This is a genomic window from Arthrobacter sp. TE26545 (assembly GCF_056279005.1).
Genome location: NZ_JBWBQM010000001.1, coordinates 412,782 through 433,748 on the forward strand (window position 1 = coordinate 412,782; position 20,967 = coordinate 433,748).

Below are 20,967 nucleotides of genomic sequence, written 5' to 3' on the forward strand. Positions count from 1 at the left end.
AAGTGGCAAAAGTTTGAACTTTCTTGGCATTAATCGGTGGCGAGCGTGTCGCAGCAGGGTGCCGTGAAGCGGGGGAGGGGTGCGGCTAAACCGCCGAAGCGCCGGGCGATGGGTTCGCCGGCCTTGCCGCCGCCGTCGTCGAGTTGCCCGCTTGTCCTATTCGCGGGAGGCTTGGCAGCCGCAGCTTTCGCGGATCATTAGCTTGACCGGAAGCTGGCGCGTTACTGCTTCCGTGCCGGGTTGGGTCACCTGGTCGATCAGGATCGAGGCACCGGTCCGCCCGAGTTCCACCAGTGGTTGGCGCACGGTGGTGAGGGCGGGCCGGTTCACCAGCCCGGCTACCAGGCCGTCGAAGCCGGTGACGGCGATCTGCCCAGGTACGCTGATTCCGGCCGCGGCCAGGGCATCCATGTAGGCGAGGGCTTCTTCGTCCGTCGAACAGACACAGGCCTGGGGGAGCCTCTTGGCAGACGCCAGCCCGGCGACGGTCGCTGCAGCGAATTCCGCCAGCTTGCCCTCGGGCGCGGTGGCCACCGTGCGGACCGGAAGGCCGGCTGCCTCCATGGCCCGGGAGTAGCCGCTGAAGCGGTGCTCCTTGTCCGGGAATCCCGCGGGGCCCACGAAAGCGATGTCGCGCAGTCCATGGATCTCTATCAGGTGTTCGGTGAGGGCGGTCATGCCGCCTTCGTTGTCCACCGAGACACCATGGAGGCCGTTGTTGTTGATCGGGATGGATAACTCCACCACGGGGATGCGCTTGGAAATCCGCACGAGGATTTCGTCCGGCAAGGTGCCGGGGAAGACGGCCAGGCCATCCACGCGGCCCGCAATTGCGGCGATGTCCGCTTGGCTGGTGGTGCCTTTGGCGTCGCCGACCATCAGCACGTAGCCGCGGCGCCAGCATTCCACCTGGACGCCCCGTTGGACCTCGTCATGGTAGAGCGGGAACATGCGGAAGTCTTCGTTGGCCTCGTCCCCGAAGGGGGTCTGCGTGCCGGGCCTCAAGCCGCTCTCGTGGGCATAGTAGGCGAATGAGAACAGCCCTATTGCGCCGGTCTTGCCGCGGGCCAGCCCGCGGGCGCTCGCGCTGGGAAGGTAGCCGAGCGCCCGCGCTGCTTCTTCGACGGCCTCCCGAGTGGCTGGCCGGACCTTGTGCGGCTGGCTGAAGGTGAAGGACACCGTGGCGATCGAGACGCCTGCCCGTTCTGCGACGTCGTAGACCGTGGGGCGCTTGGCCACGCTTGTTCCTCTCCCTGAAAACCCGTGTGGTCCAAGCATTCCACGAAGTTGGGTATTGGTTTCCAGGGGCGGGCGGAGGTTAGGGGAACACTAATCCAGAAGACGCGACCCCGTACTTGCTCGGCTCGTAGTGCGCGCGCTCGGCTTCATCCTCGACGACGATGCTGGCGACAACGAAACCCTTCCGCCCGCTCGAATCGATTTCGAAGAATTTTGTGTGATCGTCCGGCAATAGTCCTGTTTCCCTGGTGATCCTTGCCGCCATCTCTCGGCCTGCGAGGGTGACTACAAGGCCGTGCATGAGGGTTGCTGGCAAGTACATAGCTTCCACGGGCTTGAACAAGACCTCGATACGCGTCGAGAAGTTCTCCCCATCGGATTCCACTGAACATGTGCTCCACAAAAGGAGTTGGTGATGGCTGACCGTGTAAGCCCAGACCTGGAAACGACGGTCAGGGTGGTTTATCAGCGGCTGATTCATCGGACGGACCTTGTACCCGGCTGTGATGCCTCCGCGACTGCCATGACGCCTCCAAAGAGTTCCCGAAAAAGCGCGAAACCGGTCACCAAGGCCGACTGTGGCGGTCAGACTACCTGACCGTGAGGGAGCAGGAAAGGGACTGCGCCCCGCGCGGCCTACTGCTGGAAGGCGGCGTCGAAGCTGGTCTGCGAGGCCGGGAAGTCGAACTTCTTCAGCGCGGCGAGGGCTTCGGGGGCGCCGTGCAGGCGGTCCATGCCGGCGTCTTCCCATTCGATCGAGATGGGGCCGGCATAGCCGATGGCGGTGAGGGCGCGGAAGGACGCTTCCCAGGGCACGTCGCCGCGTCCGGCGGAGACGAAGTCCCAGCCCCGGCGCGGGTCGCCCCAGGGCAGGTGCGAGCCCATGACAGTGTTGCGGCCGGTCTGGCGGACCTTCGTGTCCTTGCAGTCCACGTGGTAGATCCGGTCCTTGAAGTCCCAGATGAAGGACACCGGATCGATGCCCTGCCACATCATGTGGGAGGGGTCCCAGTTCAGGCCGAACGCCTCGCGGTGGCCGATCGCTTCCAGGGTACGGACGGTGGTCCAGTAGTCGTACGCGATTTCGGACGGGTGGACCTCGTGGGCGAAGCGGATGCCGTTTTCGTCGAAGACGTCCAGGATGGGGTTCCACCGGTCGGCGAAGTCCTGGTAGCCGGCGTCGATCACTTTTTCCGGGACGGGCGGGAACATGGCCACGTACTGCCAGATCGAGGAGCCGGTGAAACCGACGACGGTGTCCACGCCGAGCGCCTTGGCGAGCCGGGCGGTGTGCTTCATTTCCTCCGCGGCGCGCTGGCGCACGCCTTCGGGATCGCCGTCGCCCCAGACCTTGGGCCCGACGATCGCCTGGTGGCGGAAGTCGATAGGGTCATCGCACACGGCCTGGCCCTTGAGGTGGTTGGAGATGGCCCAGACCTTCAGGTTGTACTTGTCCAGCAGCTCCAGCTTGGATTCCACGTAGCCGGGTTCGTCCCAGCGCCAGGCGTCCAGGTGGTCACCCGAGACGGCGATTTCCAGGCCGTCGTAGCCCCAGCCGGAGGCGAGCTTGGCGACTTCTTCGAGGGGCAGATCGGCCCACTGGCCGGTGAAGAGTGTGTACGGGCGGGGCATGTCAGGCTCCTTCGGAGGCGGTTGCGGTCGGCGGGACAACATCATCCAGCTGGATCGTGTCACTTAGCTGGACCAGCGAACTCTTGGCGTTGGCGGACTCTTCGATGGCGGCGAGCACCTGCTGGACGGCAAGGCCTTCTTCGAACGACGGCGACGGCGCCTCGCCGGTGCTGATGGCGGTCAGGAAATCGCGGATCTGGTGGGTGAAGGTGTGTTCCCAGCCGATGATGTGGCCCTGCGGCCACCAAGCGGCCAGGTACGGGTGCTCGGGTTCGTTGACCAGGATCCGGCGGAAACCCTGTTCGCGGACCGGGGTGGTGGCGTCCAGGAATCCGAGTTCGTTCATGGCCTCGAGGTCGAAGAGGATGGTGCCCTTGTCGCCGTAGATTTCGAGCTTGAGCGAGTTCTTCTGGCCCGTCGCGACGCGGGAGACTTCCACGGAGGCGATGGCCCCGGAGCCTAGGCCCAGGGTGGCCCAAGCGGCGTCGTCGACCGTGACTTCTTCCGGACCGTCCGGTCCGGGGCGGGTGGTGACGAAGGTGTGCAGCCGGCCGGACACTTCGGTGACGGTGTCGCCGAGGAGGTAGAGGACCTGGTCGATGGCGTGGGAGGCGATGTCGCCCAGGGCCCCGGAGCCGGCGGTGTCCTTGCGCAGGCGCCAGGTCATGGGGCTGTTCTCATCGCTGAGCCAGTCCTGCAGGTAGGCCGCGCGGACGTGCCGGACGGTGCCGAGCCGGCCCTCGGCGATGAGTTCGCGGGCGAGGGCCAGGGCCGGGACCCGGCGGTAGTTGAAGCCGATCATCGACTGCACACCGTGGGCGCGGGCGGCGGCGGCCGCCTCGGTCATGGCCCGGGCCTCGCCGATGGTGTTGGCCAGGGGTTTTTCCACTAGGACGTGTTTGCCCGCGGCGAGCGCCGCGATGGCGATTTCGGCGTGCATCCAGCCCGGGGCGCAGATGTCGATGATGTCGATGTCGTCCCGGTTAATGACGGAACGCCAGTCGGTGGCGGACTCGGCCCAGCCGTATTTCGCGGCGGCCTCCGCCACCTGCGCGGCGTCCCGGCCGACGAGTACTTTCTGCTCGAAGGCAGGCACATCGAAGAAACTGGCCACGTTCCGCCACGCATTCGAGTGGGCTTTGCCCATGAAGGCGTAGCCGATCGCAGCGACGCCGAGCGGTCTCGGCCGGGCGGACGGGTCCGGAGTAGTCATGTGGGAATCCCCTCGATGGATGGCGTTTTAGTCGAACTTACGGTCACTTTTGCCTTGAGTCAATCAAAAGTTTGGTTATCAAGCATCCGAAGCCGCGCCTTCCCCTGCCCATTGTGCTATTCCTTAACCATGGTGACCACTACCCAACGCCAGGAGCGGCCCAGCGCCGAGGCCGGAGTCCTCGCGCGCGCAGGGGACCTTTTTCAACTGCTCCGGGACGGCAAGGCACGCACCCGGGCAGAACTTGCCGAGCAGACCGGCCTGGCACGCACCACTGTCGCCGCGCGGATCGACGCGCTGACCGCGCTTGGGCTGGTGGGTCCGGCCGGCGAGGCGGCCTCGTCGGGCGGCAGGCCGCCGTCGAAATTTGCCTTCAATGCCGGGGTGCGGCTGGTGCTTGCCGCCGACGTCGGTGCGAGCCACGCCGCGGTGGCCGTCACCGACCTGAACGGGGAGGTCCTCGCCCGGCATTCCGAAGCGCTCGACGTTGCCGAGGGTCCGGAGAGGGTGCTCGGCTGGATCCTGGAGAACGGACGCAAGCTCCTCGAAGGGATCGGGCGCGACGCCGCGGATATTGCCGGCGTCGGCATCGGCGTTCCGGGACCCGTGGAACACGGCAGCGGCAGGCCCGTGAAGCCGCCCATCATGCCGGGCTGGGACGGTTTCGACGTGGTGGGCTACATCAACAAGGAGATCGACGCCGAGGTCCTGGTGGACAACGACGTGAACATCATGGCGCTGGGCGAGCGGTACGCGCATTGGAGTGCCTATGACGACCTGCTCTTCATCAAGCTCGCCACCGGTGTGGGCGCCGGAATCATCAGCAGCGGCCAGCTGCAGCGAGGTGCCGACGGCACCTCGGGCGACCTCGGCCACGTGCGGGTACCCGGCGGCGAGGGGGTCCTTTGCCGCTGCGGCAACACCGGCTGCCTTGAGGCGCTCGCTGCCGGACCTGCCCTTGTTGCAAAGCTCGCAGCGCAGGGCATCCAAGCGTCCTCCGGTTCGGAGATAGTGGACCTTGCCGCACAGGGAAACGTCCAGGCCATCCACGCGCTGCGCCAGGCCGGGCGCGACGTCGGCGAAGTGCTGGCGATCTGCGTCAACATGCTCAACCCTTCGGTGATCGTGGTGGGCGGCAGCCTCTCGCGTGCCGGCGACCAGCTGCTCGCCGGGATCCGGGAGACCGTCTACGGCCGTTCCCTGCCGCTGGCGACGTCCCGCCTCCGGATCGAGCAGTCCAAGGCCGGGCCCGAGGCGGCGATCATTGGCGCAAGCCGCATGGTCATCGACCATGTGCTTTCGCCTGCGGTGGTGGAGTCTGCGGTGGCGGCTGCGCAGCGCTCCTGATCGCGGCGCCTGGCAAGCACTTCTCAGAGGCACCTTTTCAAGGGCATCTGCGGCACACGCCGCGGGTGCCTTTGTGCATCCCACCAAGTTTTGCGGATCAAAGCGCTTAGTTGATTGACACCTCTTTGCCGTCCGTGAAAACTTACTTATATCGAATCAGCAACAGACTTTTGCATGATTGGAATCAGAAGTAGCGGCGATGCCGGGACAACGCTCCGACGCCCACCGCGCACGCCGGAAGCAAGAACACCTCCAGACGAACCCAGGAAAGAACAGGAAACCGTGAGCACTGAGCACGCTACGTCCGCGAGCCTCAAGGTAGGCGTCGTCGGCATCGGTTGGGCCGGCCAGCAGCACCTCGAGGCCTACAGCAGGATCGACGGCGTCGAGATCGTGGCCGCTGCAGGCATGGAGGAAGAGCTACTCGCCTCGATGAAGGAGCAATACAGCATCCCGCATGCGTTCCCCCACTGGGAGGACATGATCGAGCTCGAAGGGCTGGACGCGATCAGCGTCGCGGTCCCCACCTTCCTGCACGCGCCGATCGCGATCGCCGCCCTGGAGAAGGGCATCCACGTCCTGAGCGAGAAACCGATCGCCCGCAACGGCGCCGAAGGCCAGGCCATGGTGGACGCGGCCCGCAAGGCCGGCCGTGTGCTGGACGTTGCCTTCAACCACCGCCGCCGCGGCGACATCCAGGCCCTCAAGTCCGTGATCGACCAGGGCGAGCTCGGCCGCCCGTACTACGCCAAGGCCGCGTGGCTGCGCCGCCAGGGCATCCCCACCTTGGGCAGCTGGTTCACCAACCCGGAGCTTGCCGGCGGCGGGCCGCTGGCCGACATCGGCGTGCACGTGCTCGACTACGCCCTCCACCTGCTGGGCGAACCCAAGGTGCTTGCGGTGTCCGCCAGCACCCATGCCGAGCTCGGCCCGCGCGGCCTAGGCGGCAACGCCAGCTACAAGGCCACCGCCACCTCCAACAAATTCGAGGTGGAGGACTTCTCTTCGGCGTTCCTGCGCCTGGAAGGCGGCGCCACCTTGGTGATCGAGGCCGGCTGGGCCAGCTACCGGCACCCGGACGACGAGATCAACTTCCTCGTCTACGGCACCGACGGCGGTGCCGAACTCAAGGTGGCCGGCAACGCGGGGCCGGAGAAGAACCAGCTCCACGTCTTCAAGGACAACGGGGTCGAAAATGCCGACTACGTTCCGGAGATCGGCAGCGACGGCATGCACCAGCAGGTGGTGGAGGACTTCGTGGCCGCAGTCCGCGGCGGCGAAGGCGGATGGGGCCAGCACGACGGCTCGCTTGCCCTGAACCGCGCCCTGATCATCGACGCCTGCTACCAGTCCGCACTTGAGGGCCGGGAGGTACGTCTCTGATGGCCGACCGGAAACTGAACATCGTCGTCTGGAACGAAGGCGTCCATGAGGCCAACAACCATCCCTCCACCATGGCGGAGATGTACCCGGAAGGCATGCACGGGGCCATCGCGGGCGGCCTGCGGAACTTCTACCCGGACGCGGATATCACGACGGCGACCCTCGCCGACCCCGGGCACGGACTCTCCGAGGAGGTGCTTGCCCGGACCGATGTGCTGCTGTGGTGGGGCCACATCGCCCACGGCGACGTCAGCGACGAGGTGGTGGAGCGGGTGCAGCGCCACGTGCTGGGCGGCATGGGCCTGGTGGTGCTGCACTCCGGGCACTTCGCCAAGATCTTCACCCGGCTCCTTGGCACCACCTGCTCGCTGAAGTGGCGCAACGACGGCGAACGCGAGCTCGTGTGGACGGTCAAGCCCTCGCACCCGATCGCGGCAGGCGTCGAAAGCCCCATCGTCATCCCCAAGCAGGAGATGTACGGCGAGCTCTTCGACATCCCGGAGCCCGATGACCTGATCTTCATCAGCTCCTTCGAGGGCGGCGAGGTGTTCCGCTCCGGCGTTACTTTCTCCCGCGGCAAGGGCCGGATCTTCTACTTCAGCCCCGGCGACCAGGACTACCCGGTGTACCACCAGCCGCAGATCCAGAAGGTCATTGCCAACGGCGTGGGCTGGGTGGCGCAGCCCGAACAGTTCCGGGACGCTCCCGCGGTGTCCAATCCGCAGCGCGGCTGGTACCTCGGCTCGGACAGCCAGACCATCGACAACTGAATATTGCGCGTGATTTTGGACAACGGCGCCACGGTTTTCGCAACCGTGGCGCCGTTGCCGTGATAGCAAGAAGGGTGATCGAAAAATGACAGGCTTGTTGTCACGCCTTCCGCGCAGCTGGGTGGTCCTGGCGTGCATCGCCCTGATTTCGCTGTGCATGCGCGGCCCGATCGTCTCCGTGGCCCCGGTGCTGGACACCATGCAGGCCGAACTCGGCTTCCCGCCGGTGGTGCTTGGCCTGCTGACCAGCATCCCGGTGCTGTGCTTCTCCCTTGCCTCGCCCGCTGCCGCTGTGGCCGGCCGGAGGTTCGGTGCCGAGTTCGCCGTCACCCTCACTCTGCTGGGTGTGCTGGCAGGCGTGGTGCTGCGCTCGGCCGGACCACCCGCCGTCGTGCTCCTGGGAACGGTGCTGATCGGCCTGGCGATCACCGTGGGAAACATCTGCGTCCCGCTGATCATCCGGCGCGACGTCTCGCCCCGGCGGCAGGGCACCGCGATGGGCCTGTACTCAGCGTTCCTGAACGTGGGCGCCTTCCTGACCTCCGTGGTGACGGCACCGCTCGCGGAACTGATGGGCTGGCGGCTGGCGCTGGCCGCCGTCGGGATCCTCGCTTTGGCCGCGACGGCGGCCTGGGTCCTGGCGTTCGGGCCGCGGCGCGCGTTCGTCCCGGTTCCGCTGCCGGCGGCTCCGGCCCGCGCTGGCGATGCCGTGCCAGTGGCCGGCGTCTTCTGGATCACCGCCGGGCTCACCATCGGCTTCGCCGGACAGGCCTTTTCCTACTATGGCGTGACCACCTGGCTGCCGAGCTTCCTGGGCGATTCCCTCGGGATGTCCGCCACCGAGGCCGGTGCCGGGGCCTCGATTTTCCAGGTCCTCGCGATCATCGGCTCGCTCGGCGTGCCGTTGCTGGCCAAGTATTGGAGCCCGACGGCGGTGGCGCTCACCGTGAGTGCGCTGTGGGCAACGATCCCCGTGGGCCTGCTGCTGGCGCCGTCGTTGTGGTGGCTGTGGTGCATCGGCGCAGGGATCGCGCAGGGCGGCGGCTTCACGATCATCTTCAGCGCACTCATCAAGGTGGCTCCGGACATGGCGACCGCGGGCAGGATGTCCGCCCTGGTGCAGGGCGTGGGCTACCTTTTCGCGGCTGTGGCACCCAGCGCCGTGGGCTTCGTGCACGAACAGGCCGGCAACTGGACGCCGCCCCTGCTGGTGATCCTCGGCTCAGTCGCGACCTTCGGCATCTGCACCACGCTCTCGGTGCGGAGCGCCGGCAAGCGTTCCCGTTAAACCCGAAGCGCGAACGTACACTTGGGGCCCCAAAATCCGCGGATTCGGGGCCCCAAGTGTACGTTCGCGCTGCATGTAAGGGTGGGCGGAAACTTCTCAGGCGGCGATCAGTTCTTCCTTGCTGGCTTCTTCCTTGGCCTCGGTGAGGAAGCGGGCGTAGGCCGGGATGGTCAGGAAGGTGGGGAAGTCCTCGGCGAGCGTGACCTCTTCGAAGATGCTGCGGGCATCGGTGAAGCGGTCGTCGTCGAAGCGTTCCAGCCGCGCGAACTCCTCATCGAGCAGTTCCTCCACCCATTCGCGGGTGATGATGTCGCCGTGTTCGGTGATCGCGTGGGAGTGGATCCACTGCCACAACTGGGAACGGGAGATCTCCGCGGTGGCGGCGTCTTCCATGAGGTTGTGGATGGCCACGGCGCCGTTGCCGCGCAGCCACGATTCGATGTAGCGGATGCCCACCTCGATGTTGACGCGGATGCCCTGCTCGGTGATGTTTCCCTCGGTGGAGGAGATGTCGATCAGCGCGCGGTCGTCCGGTGTGACATCCTCGCGTGAGCGGTCCAGCTGGTTCTGCTTTCCCCCGTTGTCCGGGTCGCCCAGGACGCCGTCGAACACTTCACGGCAGACCGGCACCAGGTCCGGGTGGGCAACCCAGGAGCCGTCGAATCCGTCGTTTGCCTCGCGGGTCTTGTCCGCACGGACCTTCTCGAAGGACACCGCGTTGGCGGCCTCGTCCTTCCGGTTGGGCACGGCTGCGGCCATGCCGCCGATCGCCATGGCACCGCGGCGGTGGCAGGCGCGCACCAGCTGCTCCGTGTAGGAACGCATGAACGGCTGGGTCATGCTGACCTGGCCGCGGTCCGGAAGCACGAAGCGCGGCCCGCGGGTCCGGAAGTTCTTGATCAGGGAGAAAATGTAGTCCCAGCGGCCGGCGTTCAGGCCCGCGGCGTGGTCGCGCAGCTCATACAGGATTTCCTCCATCTCGAATGCGGCCGTGATGGTCTCGATCAGCACCGTGGCGCGGATGGTGCCCTGCGGGATGCCGAGCAGGTCCTGGGCCAGGACGAAGATGTCGTTCCACAGCCGGGCCTCGAAGTGGTTCTCGATCTTCGGCAGGTAGAAGTACGGTCCCTTGCCCTGTGCCAGCAGGCGGCGGGCGTTGTGGAAGAAGAACAGGCCGAAGTCCACGATTCCGCCGGCGATCGGCTTCCCGTCGATGAGCATGTGCTTCTCCGGCAGGTGCCAGCCGCGCGGCCGGACCACGATGGTGGGCAGGTCCTGGTCATCGCGCAGGCGGTACTCCTTGCCCTCCGGGGAGGTGAAGTCGATCCGGCGCTCCAGCGCGTCCGTCAGGTTGAGCTGGCCCTGGATGACGTTGCGCCAGGTGGGCGTGGAGGAGTCTTCCATGTCCGCCAGCCACACCTTGGCGCCCGAGTTCAGCGCGTTGATGGTCATCTTGCGGTCCACGGGGCCGGTTATTTCCACCCGGCGGTCTTCCAGGCCCGGGGCCGGGGGAGCGACGCGCCAGTTCGGGTCGTTGCGGATACCCTCGGTCTCCGGCAGGAACCGCGGATCCTGGCCCGAAGCGATCTGTGCCCGGCGCGCGTGGCGGGCCTGCATCAGCTCCTGGCGGCGCTCCGACGTCGCCCGGTGCAGCTTCGCGACGAAATCCAGGGCGTCCGGAGTAAGCACCTCGCCCTGCCGGCAGATCGGCTGCGCGGTGAGGGTGATGCCGTTGATGGTGAAGCTGTCGGTGAAGCTGTTCATTGGAGTTCTCCTTGGGGGAACCCAACTGACTGGCAGTAGTTGTCGTTTTGGGGGCTCAAAACGACAACTACTGCGATCTAGTTGGGAAGGTTTTAGTGGAACTGGCCTTCTTCGGTGGATCCCACCAGGGCCAGGGTGCTTGCGTTCGGGTTGAGCGCAGTGGCGATGTCGTCGAAGTAGCCGGTGCCGACTTCGCGCTGGTGCTTGGTTGCGGTGTAGCCGCGGGACTCGGAGGCGAATTCCTTTTCCTGGAGTTCGACGTAGGCGCTCATGCCTTCCCGGGCGTAGCCGTGGGCGAGATCGAACATCGAGTAGTTCAGGGCGTGGAATCCGGCCAGGGTGATGAACTGGAAGGTGAAGCCCATGGCGCCGAGTTCGCGCTGGAACTTCGCGATCGTGGCGTCGTCGAGGTGCTTGCGCCAGTTGAACGACGGCGAGCAGTTGTAGGAGAGCATCTGGTCCGGGAACTCGGACTTGACGGCTTCGGCGAACTTGCGGGCCAGCTCAAGGTCCGGGGTGCCGGTCTCCATCCAGATGAGGTCGGAGTACGGGGCGTAGGCCTTGGCGCGGGCGATGCAGGGTTCGATGCCGTTGCGGACCTTGTAGAAGCCCTCGGCGGTGCGAACCGGCTGTCCCCCTTCGCGGAGGATGAACTCGCGGTCGCGTTCGTCGACGTCCGAGGTGATCAGGGTTGCCGCCTCGGCGTCGGTGCGGGCGATGACGACGGTGGGGGTACCGGCGACGTCGGCAGCCAGGCGGGCTGCGTTCAGCGTCCGGATGTGCTGCTGGGTGGGGATGAGGACCTTGCCGCCCAAGTGGCCGCACTTCTTTTCGGAGGCCAGCTGGTCTTCCCAGTGCACGCCCGAGGCGCCGGCGGCGATCATGGACTTCATCAGTTCGTAGGCGTTCAGCGGTCCGCCGAAGCCGGCCTCGGCGTCGGCGACGATCGGAACCAGCCAGTCCTCCACGGTCTGGATGCCTTCGGCGAATTCGATCTGATCGGCGCGCAACAGGGCGTTGTTGATGCGGCGGACAACCTGGGGAACCGAGTTCGCCGGGTACAGCGACTGGTCCGGGTAGGTGTGGCCGGAAAGGTTGGCGTCGGCGGCAACCTGCCAGCCGGACAGGTAGATGGCGCGCAGGCCGGCCTTGACCTGCTGCACGGCCTGGTTGCCGGTGAGGGCGCCGAGGGCGTTGGTGTAACCGCCGGTGGGGGCCTCTTCGGTGAGCTGCTTCCACAGCTTCTCCGAGCCGCGGCGGGCCAGGGTGTGTTCTTCGGAGACCCGGCCGCGGAGGCGGACGACGTCGGACGCCGAGTAATCACGGGTGACGCCTTCCCAACGCGGGTTGGCAGCCCATTCGAGTTCCAGCGCGGCGGCCTGCTGCTCAACGTCTTCCTGGGTGGAGGTGAGCGGGGTGGTCTGCTCTGGTTCAAATGCTGCGGTCATTGTTCTGTCTCCTTTGACGCTGACGGGTGTTCTTGCCGTGACAACTACTTTTCTGGACTTTCCAAGGGGTTTCTAGGGGAAAAGCGTGGAAAGAAGTGCAGTTCTTCGCGTATTCTCAAGAAATGTCGCCTGCAAGCTGGAACCGCGAAGTTGCCGTCCCGCCGTCGTCCGCTGCCGCCACGGAAGTGGACGTCATCAGCCTGGGCCGCCGCGTGCGGCATCTGCGCAAGCAGGCCGGCCTGACGCTCGATGACTTGAGTACCGCCGTCGGGACCGCCCCCAGCCAGTTGAGCCTGATCGAGAACGGCAAGCGCGAACCCAAACTGGGCCTGCTGCAGGGCCTGGCCGGAGCGCTCAACGTGAGCATCGAACAGCTGCTCGGGGCCGAGCCGCCCAGCCGCCGGGCGGCCCTCGAAATCGAGCTGGAACGTTACCAGCGCGGGCCGCTCTACGAGTCGCTCAACCTGCCCAAAATCCGTGTCAGCTCGCGGCTTCCGCTCGATGTCCTGGAGGCGCAGGTGGGGTTGCTGCACGAGCTCGAACGCAAGATGAACGAACAGGTGGCGACGCCCGAAGAAGCCCGCCGCGCGAATGGTGAACTGCGTGCCATGATGCGTGAGCGCGGGAACTACTTTCCGGAGTACGAGGCCGAGGCGCAGAAGGTCCTCCGGCAGGTGGGGTACAGCGGCGGTCCGCTGAGCCAGCACGTCATCGCGGACATCGCCGCCCATCTTGGATTCACGCTTCATCACGTGGGCGACCTGCCGCATTCCACGCGCTCAGTGACGGATTTGAAGAATCACAGAATTTACCTGACGCAGAGCCAGCGCCAGGACCACGACCCACGCTCGGTGCTGCTGCAGGCCCTGGGCCACTACGTGCTGGGGCATGAGACCCCTCGCAACTACGGCGACTTCCTGGCCCAGCGGGTGGCCACCAACTATTTCGCCGCCGCCCTGCTCTTGCCGGAGCAGACAACTGTGGAATTTTTGCAAAAAGCCAAGGCCGCCAAGGAAATCGCCGTGGAAGATATTCGCGACGCCTTCGCCGTTTCGTACGAGACAGCCGCGCACCGTTTCACGAACCTGGCTACGAAACACCTGGGCATCACCACCCATTTCCAGAAGACCCACCAGAGCGGCATCATCTATAAGGCCTACGAGAACGACGGCGTGAATTTCCCGCAGGACCACACCGGCGCCATCGAGGGGCAGCCGTCGTGCAAGGCCTGGACTTCGCGTGCGGTGTTCGACGTCCCGGACAAGTTCAGCGCCTACTCCCAGTACACCGACACGCCGTCGGGCACATACTGGTGCACCGCGCGCACGGAACGGTCGGCGTCGGGCGAGTTCTCGCTGTCCATCGGCGTGCCGTACCAGCATGTGAAGTGGTTCAGGGGGAGGGAGACGACGGCGCGCGCCACCTCGAGCTGTCCGGATCCGGCCTGCTGCAAACGCCCGCCCGCCTCGCTCGCCACCGAATGGGCCGGCAACGCCTGGCCTTCCGCCCGTGCGCACTCGCACCTGCTCGCCGCGATGCCTCCCGGCGCCTTCCCCGGGGTGGACGAGACCGAGGTGTACGCGTTCCTGCAGGCGCACTCGGGGTAGTGGGCTCCCCGGCGACGATTCGCGCGAACGTACAGATACGGCCCTTAAATCCACGAAAACAGGGCATTATCTGTCCGTTCGCGCGAGTCATGCAAAGCCGGGCGCTCATTTGTACGGCGGCTGCTTCTTTCACATAGGATGCCGTGTGCCCTCCGGGCACCGCACTCCCCAAAGAAAGAAGTACCCATGTCAGCCGACACCCCCGGCACAACAAGCCACGGACCCAAGAAGCTCCGCTCCAGACACGTCACCATGATCACCCTCGGTGGCATCATCGGTTCCAGCCTCTTCGTCGGCTCCGCCAACGTGATCCACGCGGTGGGTCCTGCCGCCGTCATTTCCTACCTGATCGGCGGCCTGCTGGTCTTCCTCGCCATGCGCATGCTGGGCGAAATGGCAGCGGCCCGCCCCGCCGTCGGCTCCTTCATGGAGTACGCCCGCGTTGGCCTCGGCGACTGGGCCGCCTACTTCGTGGGCTGGCTGTACTGGTACTTCTGGGTGGGCGTGATCGCCTACGAGGCCGTGGTCGGCGGCTCCATTCTGCACGGCTGGGTGCCCTCCATTCCACAGTGGATCTTCTCGGTCCTGCTGCTCCTGGTCTTCACCGGAGCCAACCTGGTGTCCCTGCGTTCCTTCGGCGAAACCGAGTTCTGGCTGGCCAGCATCAAGGTGGCCGCGATCGTGGTCTTCCTCGTGGTCGGCGTGCTCTTCGCGCTCGGACTGTGGCCCAATGCCCAGTTCGCCGTCCCGAACCTGTGGGAGCACGGTGGCTTCATGCCTGAAGGCTTCGGCGCTGTGATCGGCGGCGTGGCAATCGTGATCTTCTCCTACTTCGGCACCGAAATCGCCGTCATGGCCGCCTCCGAATCCGAGGACCCGGCCAAGGGCGTCCGCCAGGCCACCAGCACCGTGATCTGGCGCATTCTGATCTTCTTCGTCGGCGCGGTCCTCCTCATCGTCACCATCGTCCCGTGGAACCAGCTCCCCGCGCCCAAGGACAAGGCACCCTTCGCCTACCTCTTCAGCCTCTACGGCCTGCCCGGCGCCGACGTCGTGATGAGCGCCGTCATCCTCACCGCCGTGTGCTCGGTGCTGAACTCCGGCCTGTACTCGGCCGCCCGCATGTTCTCGTCGATCGCCGGGCAGGGCTACGCGCCTAAGATCATCGCCCGCAAGTCATCCACCGGCATCCCGCTTGCCGCCGTCATCGCCTCCACGCTGGGCGGGTACGCCGCCGTCATCATCAACTTCGCGGCACCGGATTCAGGCATCTTCGACTTCATCATGAACTCCGCGGGCCTGGTGGCCCTGTTCGTTTACGCCTTCATCGCCCTGACCCAGCTGCGCACCCGGGCACGCATGACCCCTGAAGAAACCGCGGCCCTGAAGCTGCGAATGTGGTTGCACCCCTGGCTGGGCATCCTGGTGATCGCGGCCGTGCTGGGCATCGTGGTGGTCATGCTCTTCTCCGGCGATTCCGGCCGCACGCAGGTGTGGACCTCGCTGGTGTCCGTCGCCGTGCTGGCCCTCTTCTGGCCGCTGGTGAACAACAAGCTCAAGGCCCGCCGGGCCGCATCCGAAAAGGACGAAGAGCCGGTAGGCGCCTCGAAGTAGCGGGCAGCCGGCGGGCGTATGCGGAATCGCAAGCGAAGCGAGCCGCAAACGTGACCGTCCGGCCATGGCCTCGCCGTGTGGTGGCTGCTTGACTGGAAGCAGCCACCACCGCGGGAGGTCCGCCATGAAAACCAAGCATTTTGTCCGCTTGCTCGCGCTGGGGACCGCCGCGTTGCTGACGGCCTGCGCGACGGCCTGCGCGCCGTCGCCGGCACCCCAGGCGGCCCCGGCGCTCCTGAAGGCCGACGCCGAAAGGGCCGCCGCCAGCAGTTCGGCCTACCCGAAGGAGCTCGCTGCCTACCGCGCGTCATCGCTGAAACTCGGCACGGTACTGATCGCCGACGGCGGCGAGGAACGCAACGGAAACGTCGTCTCCTCGCCCGGGAGCCTGCTGATCGCCTTGTCGATGCTGCGAGCCGGTGTGCGTCCGGGGCGGCCGCCGCCGAGATGGACAAGGTGCTCGGACTGCCCGCAGCCGCGCGCGACGAATCCATGAATGCGCTGCTCGCCTCACTCGAGAAGTTCGACGGCGACCCCGCCTCGGTGGACGAGAAGAACCCGCCGCGCAAGCCTGTGGTGCATGTTGCGGACGGCCTCTTCATCCACAAGGACACCGCGACCGGCAAGGCCTACCTGGATACGCTGGCCAGGCATTACGGCACCGGCGTGTACCCCGTGGACTTCCGCAACGCCGCGGTGACCGAGCCGGCCATTGACGCGTGGGTGGACAAGAACACCGGCGGGCGCATCAAGAAGGCCCCGGTGAAATTCGACCCGGAGGACACCTTCAGCCTGCTCAACGCCGTGTACTTCGCCGCCGCCTGGAAGGTCCCGTTCGATCCGGAGAACACCCGGGACCGCCCCTTCACCAAGGCCGGCGGCGAGGTGCTCAACGTGCCCACCATGGAGGGAACGGCGAACGTGGCCTACGCGAAGGGCGAGGGCTGGCAGGCGGTCGACCTGCCCTACGCCGAAGGCTTTGCCATGCGGCTGGTGCTGCCGGATGCCGGCACGCCCGATGAAACCCTCGACGCCGGGACGCTCGCCCGGGTGGCGGAGGCACTCGGGCAAGCATCGCCGTCGCTCATTGACATCAAACTGCCCAAATGGGACCACAAGAGCAAGTTCGACCTCAAGAAGATGCTCATCCGGATGGGCCTGAAGGAGACCTTCAGCACGGACACCGACTTCAACGCGATCCAGCCGGGGATGTTCCTCACGGCGGCGGCGCAGGCAGCAAACATCACGGTGGCCGAGAAAGGCACCGTGGCCGCGGCCGTCACCCAGATCAACGCCCGGGACAGCGCCGCCGTGCTGCCGCCGCGGAGCATCAGCTTCGACCGGCCGTTCCATTACGAGATCGTTCATGTGGAAACGGGCCTGCCCCTGTTCATGGGGCAGGTGGCGGACCCTAGGTAGGGGACTACCGGGCGCCGCCCTGCCAGAGGGCGTCGAACGGTGCGTTCGAGGACACCCGCGCCTCGATCCCGGCGGTGACGAAGGCCTTCGCCGTCTTGGCCGCCTCCAGCGGAGCGGCGCCCTTCGCGAGTTCCGCGGTGATCGCCGCGGCCAGCGAGCAACCGGCGCCTGACACAGCCACCTCGCCCACCTTCGGAGCGGACAGCACTTCCAGCGTGCCGCCGTCGTAATAGACGTCGACGGCGTCCGGGCCTTCCAGCCGCACGCCGCCCTTTGCGAGCACGGCGGCTCCGCTCAGCTCGTGGATGCGGACGGCCGCGGCCTTCAGCTCCTCCAGAGTGGTGATCGACAGGCCGGACAGGGATTCCGCTTCGAAACGGTTCGGGGTGACGAAGGTGGCCAGCGGCAGGATCTTCGCCTTCAGCGCCTGGTCCGTATCCAGGGCGTGGCCGGGTTCCTGGCCTTTGCAGATCAGCACCGGATCCAGCACAACGTTGGCGAACTGCCGCTCCGCCAGGGCGGATTCCACGGTGGCGATGGTGGCGGGGCTTCCGAGCATGCCGATCTTGACGGTGTCCAGCGCCTCCGGGCCGTAGGCGGCGGTGGTGGCCTCGAGCTGCTCGGAAATCACCTGCTGGTCCACCGGCACGAAGCGGTGGTTCCAGTTGTCCTGCGGGTCGAAGGAAACGATGCAGGTGAGGTTGGCGATGCCGAAGACGCCGAGTTCCTGGAAGGTCTTCAGGTCGGCCTGGGCGCCGGCGCCGCCCGTGGCCTCGGAACCGGCGATGGTGAGCGCGATGGCAGTGGACTGGGCAGAGCGAACGGCGTGCAAGGAAACTGCGGAAGTCATGCCTCCATCCTGCCAGTTCAGCCGCGTGTGCGTTCTTAGCCGTGCAGCGTCCGGTACGCCCGCTCTGCCGCAGGGTGCAGGTGAATGCCCGTGGTGTTGATCAGGGTATCCGGGCTGAGGAACTGCACCCCGGCACTGGTTTGCGGAACGAGCTCGCCCGCACGCGTAACCAGCAGTTCCACTGTCCGTTCCACGGTGCGGTCATCAAGATCCTGCCGGCAGAGCAGCAGGTTGGCCACGCCCACCGTCCACACGGCCGGCGCGCCGGCGTAGCTGTTCTCCGGGATGAGGACGCGGTCGTAGAACGGACCAAAGCGCGAGCGCATCGGGCGGATCAGCGCCGAGAGGTCCAGGAATGCCAAGCCGAGGTCCTTGTTCAACGCCGCGATGGCTGCCGTGGGCACGCCGCCGGACCAGAACAAGGCATCCACCATTCCCGCCCGCAGCGCCGCCAGGCCCGTGTTCAGCCCCAGGTTGCGTTCCATGGGCGGGTGCTTCGCGAACGCCTCCCGCCCGATGCCCGCACCGAAGGTTTCCAGGATCCTGCGCGCCGTCAATGAGGTACCGGAGCGGGACTCGCCTGTGCCGACCGTGCGGCCCGCCAATTCGCCGAGGCTCCGGATTCCGCTGTCCTTGCGCACGATGCAGTGTACGTAGTTCTCGTAGACCTTCCCGACGGCGGCCATCGCCGGCGCGGCGTCCGTCGCCAATGAGCCTGCTTGCTGCGATGCGGCGTCGGCCAGCGCGATCGCGAAGGTCGCTTTGCCGGCGCGGAGCAGCTCCAGGTTTTCCAGGCTGCCCCCGGTCGTGAGCGGTTCTGCCGTTCCGGCCACGCCTTCCCGTTGCAGGGCCCCGGCCAGCAGGGTGGCGAACTCGAGGTAGAAGCCGCCGCTTTCACCGCCGGCGACGGTGATGCTCTGCGGTCCACCACCCGGCGTGCACGCCGCAAGTGCGGGCAGTCCCAGGCCGACCAGCCCGGCGGAGAGGCCCGCCTTCAGCGCGGTGTGCAGCACGGCCCGGCGGGACATGTCCATTCCTGGTTCAGCCATCGGTGGCCTCCGGGTTGCCCGCTCCTGAACCGTCGGCGCCCGAATGACCCCCGCTCGATCCGGTCCCCGGGAACTCCAGCAATGCCCGCAGCCCGCCGCCGGGGTTCTCCTCCAGTACCAGCCGGCCGCCGTTGGCTTTCGCCAGCCGCTCCACGATCGTCATGCCCAGCCCCGTGCCGCGGATCGCCTGGTGCTCCGGCGACCGCCAGAAACGCGAGGTGGCCGCAGCCCGGTCCTTGGCAGGCAGGCCCGGACCGCCGTCGGACACTTCGATCGATACCGCACCCTCCCGCGCGCGGAGGGCCACCGTGACCTTCGTGCCGGGAGCGTACTTGATGGCGTTGGCGAGCAGTTCGTCCACCATGTGCGCCAGTTCGGCGGGGTTGCAATGCAGCCGCAGCGCGCGGCCGGGCTGCAGTTCGAGGGCTTCCAGTTCGAGGACGACGCCTGCGGCCTCCGCGGCGGGCCTCGCCCGGTCCGTCTCCTCCTGGAGTACCGCGTAGGGATCGATGTCCGGGACCTTCGCCTCCGACGACGCCGGCCCGCCGCTCTGCTGCTCCGACGCCCGGTGTTCGGCGGAGGCGAGCCGCAGCACGCCGTCGAGAATTTCCTCCACCCGTTCCAGCTCGGCGGTGACGTCCGCGGCGGCGGACTGCTCCTCGGCCGAGCGGAGCTTGAGCTGCAGGAGGTCCAGCCGCAGCCGCAGGGCGCCCACGGGATTCCTTAGCTGGTGGGAGGTGTCGGCGATCAGCAGGCGCTGCGACTCCATGCTTTCGCTCACGGCCTGCGCCATCCGGCTGAAGCTGCGGCTCAACTCCCGCAGTTCCGGCGGGCCCGCCTCGGGCAGCCGCGCGGTCTTCCCGCGGGCGGCGAGTTCCTGGGCCGCGGAGTTCAAGCGGTGCACCGGACGCAGCACCCAGGCGGTCACCCGGGCAGCACCGAGCAGGAGCAGCAGCCAGAGCAGCACGGCGCCCAGGCCCACCAGAAGGTACCGTTCGCGCAGTTTCTGCCGCGCGGCGTCGAGCTTCACTTCCAGTACAGCCTCGCCCAGCACCTGGCTCGCCGGCCCGAAGGAACGGGAGATGAACGCCGGGCCCGAGCCGAACGCCTGCACGGGTGGCAGGGTGGTGTTGCTGAGGTTCAGGCTCGCCTGGGACACGGCGTTGCGCACTTCCGGCTGCCCGTCGCCGAGCCCGCCGGAGCGCAGCGTCCCGGACGGCAAACGGATGAGGACACCTTCGCCGTACAGCGCGGAGTAGCGGTCCATTTCGCCCTGGAGCTGGCCGGAGTCGCCGTCCAGGGCGGCGTCGTAGGCGAGCTGCGCGAAGCGGTTGAGCGCGGACACCCGGTTGATCTGTACCTCCTGGGCGAGTTCGCGGCTGGCGGAGCTCAGGATCGCGGCGGCGGCCACCACCACCAGGAGCGCGGCCAGCACCCCCAGGGTGCCCAGGACCCGCAGCCTCATGCCCGTTCTGCCTCGATCCGGTAGCCCACTCCGCGCACGTTGATGATGAAGCCGGGGAGCCCCAGCTTGGAGCGCAAACCGGTCAGGTGGACGTCCAGCGAGCGGGAGGACGCGAGGAACGCGTCGCCCCAGAGGGCGTCGAGGATCTGTTCGCGGGTCACCACCGAGCCGGCGTTCCGGGCCAGCAGCGCCAGGAGGTCGAACTCCGTTGCGGTCAGCTGCAGCTCGCGGGAGCCGACGACGGCGACGCGCCGGTCGAGGTCGACGTCGAGTTCCCCGATCACCAGGGAATGCGGACGGTTGCCTGCCGCCCGGGCGACCCGCCGGGTGACGGCTTCGATGCGGGCCAGCAGTTCGACGAGTTTCACCGGTTTCACGAGATAGTCGTCCGCGCCGAGGCGCAGGCCCAGGACCACGCTGCGTTCATCGTCCCTGGCCGTGAGGATCAGGATGGGGGAGTCCGATACCTGGCGGAGTTTGCGGAGCAGTTCCAGCCCGTCGATGTCCGGGAGGCCAAGGTCCATGAGGATCACGTCGTAGTCCCGGTGGACCAGGAGGGCATCGGCGCCGCGGGCTACCCGGTGCGGCTTGTGCCCGGCGGAGAGGACGGCCGCGAGCAGTGCCGATGCCATCGCATCGTCGTCTTCGACGATCAGCACGCGCATTGCCTTGGGTCCTCTGTATTGGGTGTTTTCCTGCGGATTTTCCGCACGGCGTTCCGTTTGGACCTTACCGCCTCTGCGGTAGTTCCGCTCCTGGCGCGGTGCTTTTCCGGCCATACGGCCTTTCCTAAGGAAGTGTTAGGAAATGCCCTTTGGCGTTGGATGTGCCCGGAATCACGCACTAGCTTTGCGGTTGGACTTATGCAGTAAACGGCTG

General features: G+C 66.8%; 18 protein-coding genes. 8 read left to right on the forward strand and 10 right to left on the reverse strand.

Going from position 1 to position 20,967, the window contains the following annotated elements; all coding sequences use genetic code 11:
• Positions 1–156 precede the first annotated feature (156 nt).
• From ACZ9CK_RS01840 to ACZ9CK_RS01855, 4 genes are all read right to left on the reverse strand, one after another.
• A complete protein-coding gene (locus ACZ9CK_RS01840; protein ID WP_476049065.1) occupies positions 157–1,239 on the reverse strand; it encodes a LacI family DNA-binding transcriptional regulator in 1,083 nt (360 codons plus the stop codon).
• Positions 1,240–1,318: 79 nt separating this feature from the next.
• Positions 1,319–1,720, reverse strand: coding sequence for a hypothetical protein (locus ACZ9CK_RS01845; protein WP_476049066.1), 402 nt, complete (start codon positions 1,718–1,720; stop codon positions 1,319–1,321).
• Between the two features lie 155 nt (positions 1,721–1,875).
• Positions 1,876–2,871: a sugar phosphate isomerase/epimerase family protein gene (locus ACZ9CK_RS01850; protein ID WP_426302083.1), complete on the reverse strand. Its 996-nt coding sequence runs from the start codon at positions 2,869–2,871 to the stop codon at positions 1,876–1,878.
• A 1-nt stretch (position 2,872) separates the two neighbouring features.
• Positions 2,873–4,084 carry a Gfo/Idh/MocA family protein gene (locus tag ACZ9CK_RS01855; protein WP_476049067.1) on the reverse strand — a complete coding sequence of 404 codons (1,212 nt, stop codon included), beginning with the start codon at positions 4,082–4,084 and terminating at the stop codon, positions 2,873–2,875.
• Between the two features lie 129 nt (positions 4,085–4,213).
• Between ACZ9CK_RS01855 and ACZ9CK_RS01860 the strand changes: the two genes are divergently transcribed.
• The 4 genes from ACZ9CK_RS01860 (at position 4,214) to ACZ9CK_RS01875 (ending at position 8,872) form a co-directional block, all read left to right on the forward strand.
• Positions 4,214–5,431, forward strand: coding sequence for an ROK family transcriptional regulator (locus ACZ9CK_RS01860; RefSeq protein ID WP_426302085.1), 1,218 nt, complete (start codon positions 4,214–4,216; stop codon positions 5,429–5,431).
• Positions 5,432–5,713: 282 nt separating this feature from the next.
• Positions 5,714–6,814 (forward strand): Gfo/Idh/MocA family protein, encoded by a 1,101-nt coding sequence (locus tag ACZ9CK_RS01865; protein ID WP_426302086.1) that lies wholly within the window; start codon positions 5,714–5,716, stop codon positions 6,812–6,814.
• Positions 6,814–7,584, forward strand: a complete 771-nt coding sequence (locus ACZ9CK_RS01870; protein ID WP_426302087.1) for a ThuA domain-containing protein — start codon at positions 6,814–6,816, stop codon at positions 7,582–7,584. Before ACZ9CK_RS01865 ends, ACZ9CK_RS01870 begins: the two co-directional genes overlap by 1 nt.
• A gap of 85 nt (positions 7,585–7,669) precedes the next feature.
• A complete protein-coding gene (locus ACZ9CK_RS01875; RefSeq protein WP_426302088.1) occupies positions 7,670–8,872 on the forward strand; it encodes an MFS transporter in 1,203 nt (400 codons plus the stop codon).
• 96 nt (positions 8,873–8,968) lie between these two features.
• Here ACZ9CK_RS01875 and aceB read toward each other — a convergent pair whose 3' ends face one another.
• Together aceB and aceA are read right to left on the reverse strand one after the other, a co-directional pair.
• Positions 8,969–10,636, reverse strand: coding sequence for a malate synthase A (gene aceB, locus ACZ9CK_RS01880; protein ID WP_476049068.1), 1,668 nt, complete (start codon positions 10,634–10,636; stop codon positions 8,969–8,971).
• A 92-nt stretch (positions 10,637–10,728) separates the two neighbouring features.
• Entirely contained in the window at positions 10,729–12,084 is a 1,356-nt protein-coding gene (gene aceA, locus ACZ9CK_RS01885; protein WP_476049069.1) for an isocitrate lyase, read from the reverse strand.
• A gap of 95 nt (positions 12,085–12,179) precedes the next feature.
• On the opposite strand from aceA, the gene ACZ9CK_RS01890 reads away from it, so the two are divergent.
• From ACZ9CK_RS01890 to ACZ9CK_RS01905, 4 genes are all read left to right on the forward strand, one after another.
• Positions 12,180–13,691, forward strand: coding sequence for a helix-turn-helix domain-containing protein (locus ACZ9CK_RS01890; protein ID WP_476049070.1), 1,512 nt, complete (start codon positions 12,180–12,182; stop codon positions 13,689–13,691).
• 186 nt (positions 13,692–13,877) lie between these two features.
• A complete protein-coding gene (locus tag ACZ9CK_RS01895) occupies positions 13,878–15,305 on the forward strand; it encodes an amino acid permease (protein WP_476049071.1) in 1,428 nt (475 codons plus the stop codon).
• A gap of 124 nt (positions 15,306–15,429) precedes the next feature.
• On the forward strand, positions 15,430–15,801 hold the full coding sequence (locus ACZ9CK_RS01900) for a hypothetical protein (protein WP_476049072.1): 372 nt from the start codon (positions 15,430–15,432) through the stop codon (positions 15,799–15,801).
• Positions 15,753–16,724 (forward strand): serpin family protein, encoded by a 972-nt coding sequence (locus ACZ9CK_RS01905; protein WP_476049073.1) that lies wholly within the window; start codon positions 15,753–15,755, stop codon positions 16,722–16,724. Before ACZ9CK_RS01900 ends, ACZ9CK_RS01905 begins: the two co-directional genes overlap by 49 nt.
• A 4-nt stretch (positions 16,725–16,728) precedes the next feature.
• Here ACZ9CK_RS01905 and ACZ9CK_RS01910 read toward each other — a convergent pair whose 3' ends face one another.
• The 4 genes from ACZ9CK_RS01910 to ACZ9CK_RS01925 are packed head-to-tail and all read right to left on the reverse strand — an operon-like array spanning position 16,729 to position 20,753.
• A complete protein-coding gene (locus ACZ9CK_RS01910) occupies positions 16,729–17,574 on the reverse strand; it encodes a hydroxymethylpyrimidine/phosphomethylpyrimidine kinase (RefSeq protein WP_476049074.1) in 846 nt (281 codons plus the stop codon).
• A 35-nt stretch (positions 17,575–17,609) separates the two neighbouring features.
• Complete coding sequence (locus ACZ9CK_RS01915) at positions 17,610–18,623, reverse strand: TAXI family TRAP transporter solute-binding subunit (RefSeq protein ID WP_476049075.1); 1,014 nt, start codon at positions 18,621–18,623, stop codon at positions 17,610–17,612.
• Positions 18,616–20,088, reverse strand: a complete 1,473-nt coding sequence (locus ACZ9CK_RS01920; RefSeq protein ID WP_476049076.1) for a sensor histidine kinase — start codon at positions 20,086–20,088, stop codon at positions 18,616–18,618. Before ACZ9CK_RS01920 ends, ACZ9CK_RS01915 begins: the two co-directional genes overlap by 8 nt.
• Positions 20,085–20,753: a response regulator transcription factor gene (locus ACZ9CK_RS01925; RefSeq protein WP_476050838.1), complete on the reverse strand. Its 669-nt coding sequence runs from the start codon at positions 20,751–20,753 to the stop codon at positions 20,085–20,087. Before ACZ9CK_RS01925 ends, ACZ9CK_RS01920 begins: the two co-directional genes overlap by 4 nt.
• Positions 20,754–20,967 lie beyond the last annotated feature (214 nt).

Coding starts and splice junctions, on each gene's coding strand:
- ACZ9CK_RS01845 (WP_476049066.1), bottom strand. CDS start 1,720: ATGAATCAGCCGCTGATAAACCACCCTGACCGTCGTTTCCAGGTCTGG.
- ACZ9CK_RS01850 (WP_426302083.1), bottom strand. CDS start 2,871: ATGCCCCGCCCGTACACACTCTTCACCGGCCAGTGGGCCGATCTGCCC.
- ACZ9CK_RS01855 (WP_476049067.1), bottom strand. CDS start 4,084: ATGACTACTCCGGACCCGTCCGCCCGGCCGAGACCGCTCGGCGTCGCT.
- ACZ9CK_RS01860 (WP_426302085.1), top strand. CDS start 4,214: ATGGTGACCACTACCCAACGCCAGGAGCGGCCCAGCGCCGAGGCCGGA.
- ACZ9CK_RS01870 (WP_426302087.1), top strand. CDS start 6,814: ATGGCCGACCGGAAACTGAACATCGTCGTCTGGAACGAAGGCGTCCAT.
- ACZ9CK_RS01875 (WP_426302088.1), top strand. CDS start 7,670: ATGACAGGCTTGTTGTCACGCCTTCCGCGCAGCTGGGTGGTCCTGGCG.
- aceB (WP_476049068.1), bottom strand. CDS start 10,636: ATGAACAGCTTCACCGACAGCTTCACCATCAACGGCATCACCCTCACC.
- aceA (WP_476049069.1), bottom strand. CDS start 12,084: ATGACCGCAGCATTTGAACCAGAGCAGACCACCCCGCTCACCTCCACC.
- ACZ9CK_RS01895 (WP_476049071.1), top strand. CDS start 13,878: ATGTCAGCCGACACCCCCGGCACAACAAGCCACGGACCCAAGAAGCTC.
- ACZ9CK_RS01900 (WP_476049072.1), top strand. CDS start 15,430: ATGAAAACCAAGCATTTTGTCCGCTTGCTCGCGCTGGGGACCGCCGCG.
- ACZ9CK_RS01905 (WP_476049073.1), top strand. CDS start 15,753: ATGGACAAGGTGCTCGGACTGCCCGCAGCCGCGCGCGACGAATCCATG.
- ACZ9CK_RS01910 (WP_476049074.1), bottom strand. CDS start 17,574: ATGACTTCCGCAGTTTCCTTGCACGCCGTTCGCTCTGCCCAGTCCACT.
- ACZ9CK_RS01915 (WP_476049075.1), bottom strand. CDS start 18,623: ATGGCTGAACCAGGAATGGACATGTCCCGCCGGGCCGTGCTGCACACC.
- ACZ9CK_RS01920 (WP_476049076.1), bottom strand. CDS start 20,088: ATGAGGCTGCGGGTCCTGGGCACCCTGGGGGTGCTGGCCGCGCTCCTG.
- ACZ9CK_RS01925 (WP_476050838.1), bottom strand. CDS start 20,753: ATGCGCGTGCTGATCGTCGAAGACGACGATGCGATGGCATCGGCACTG.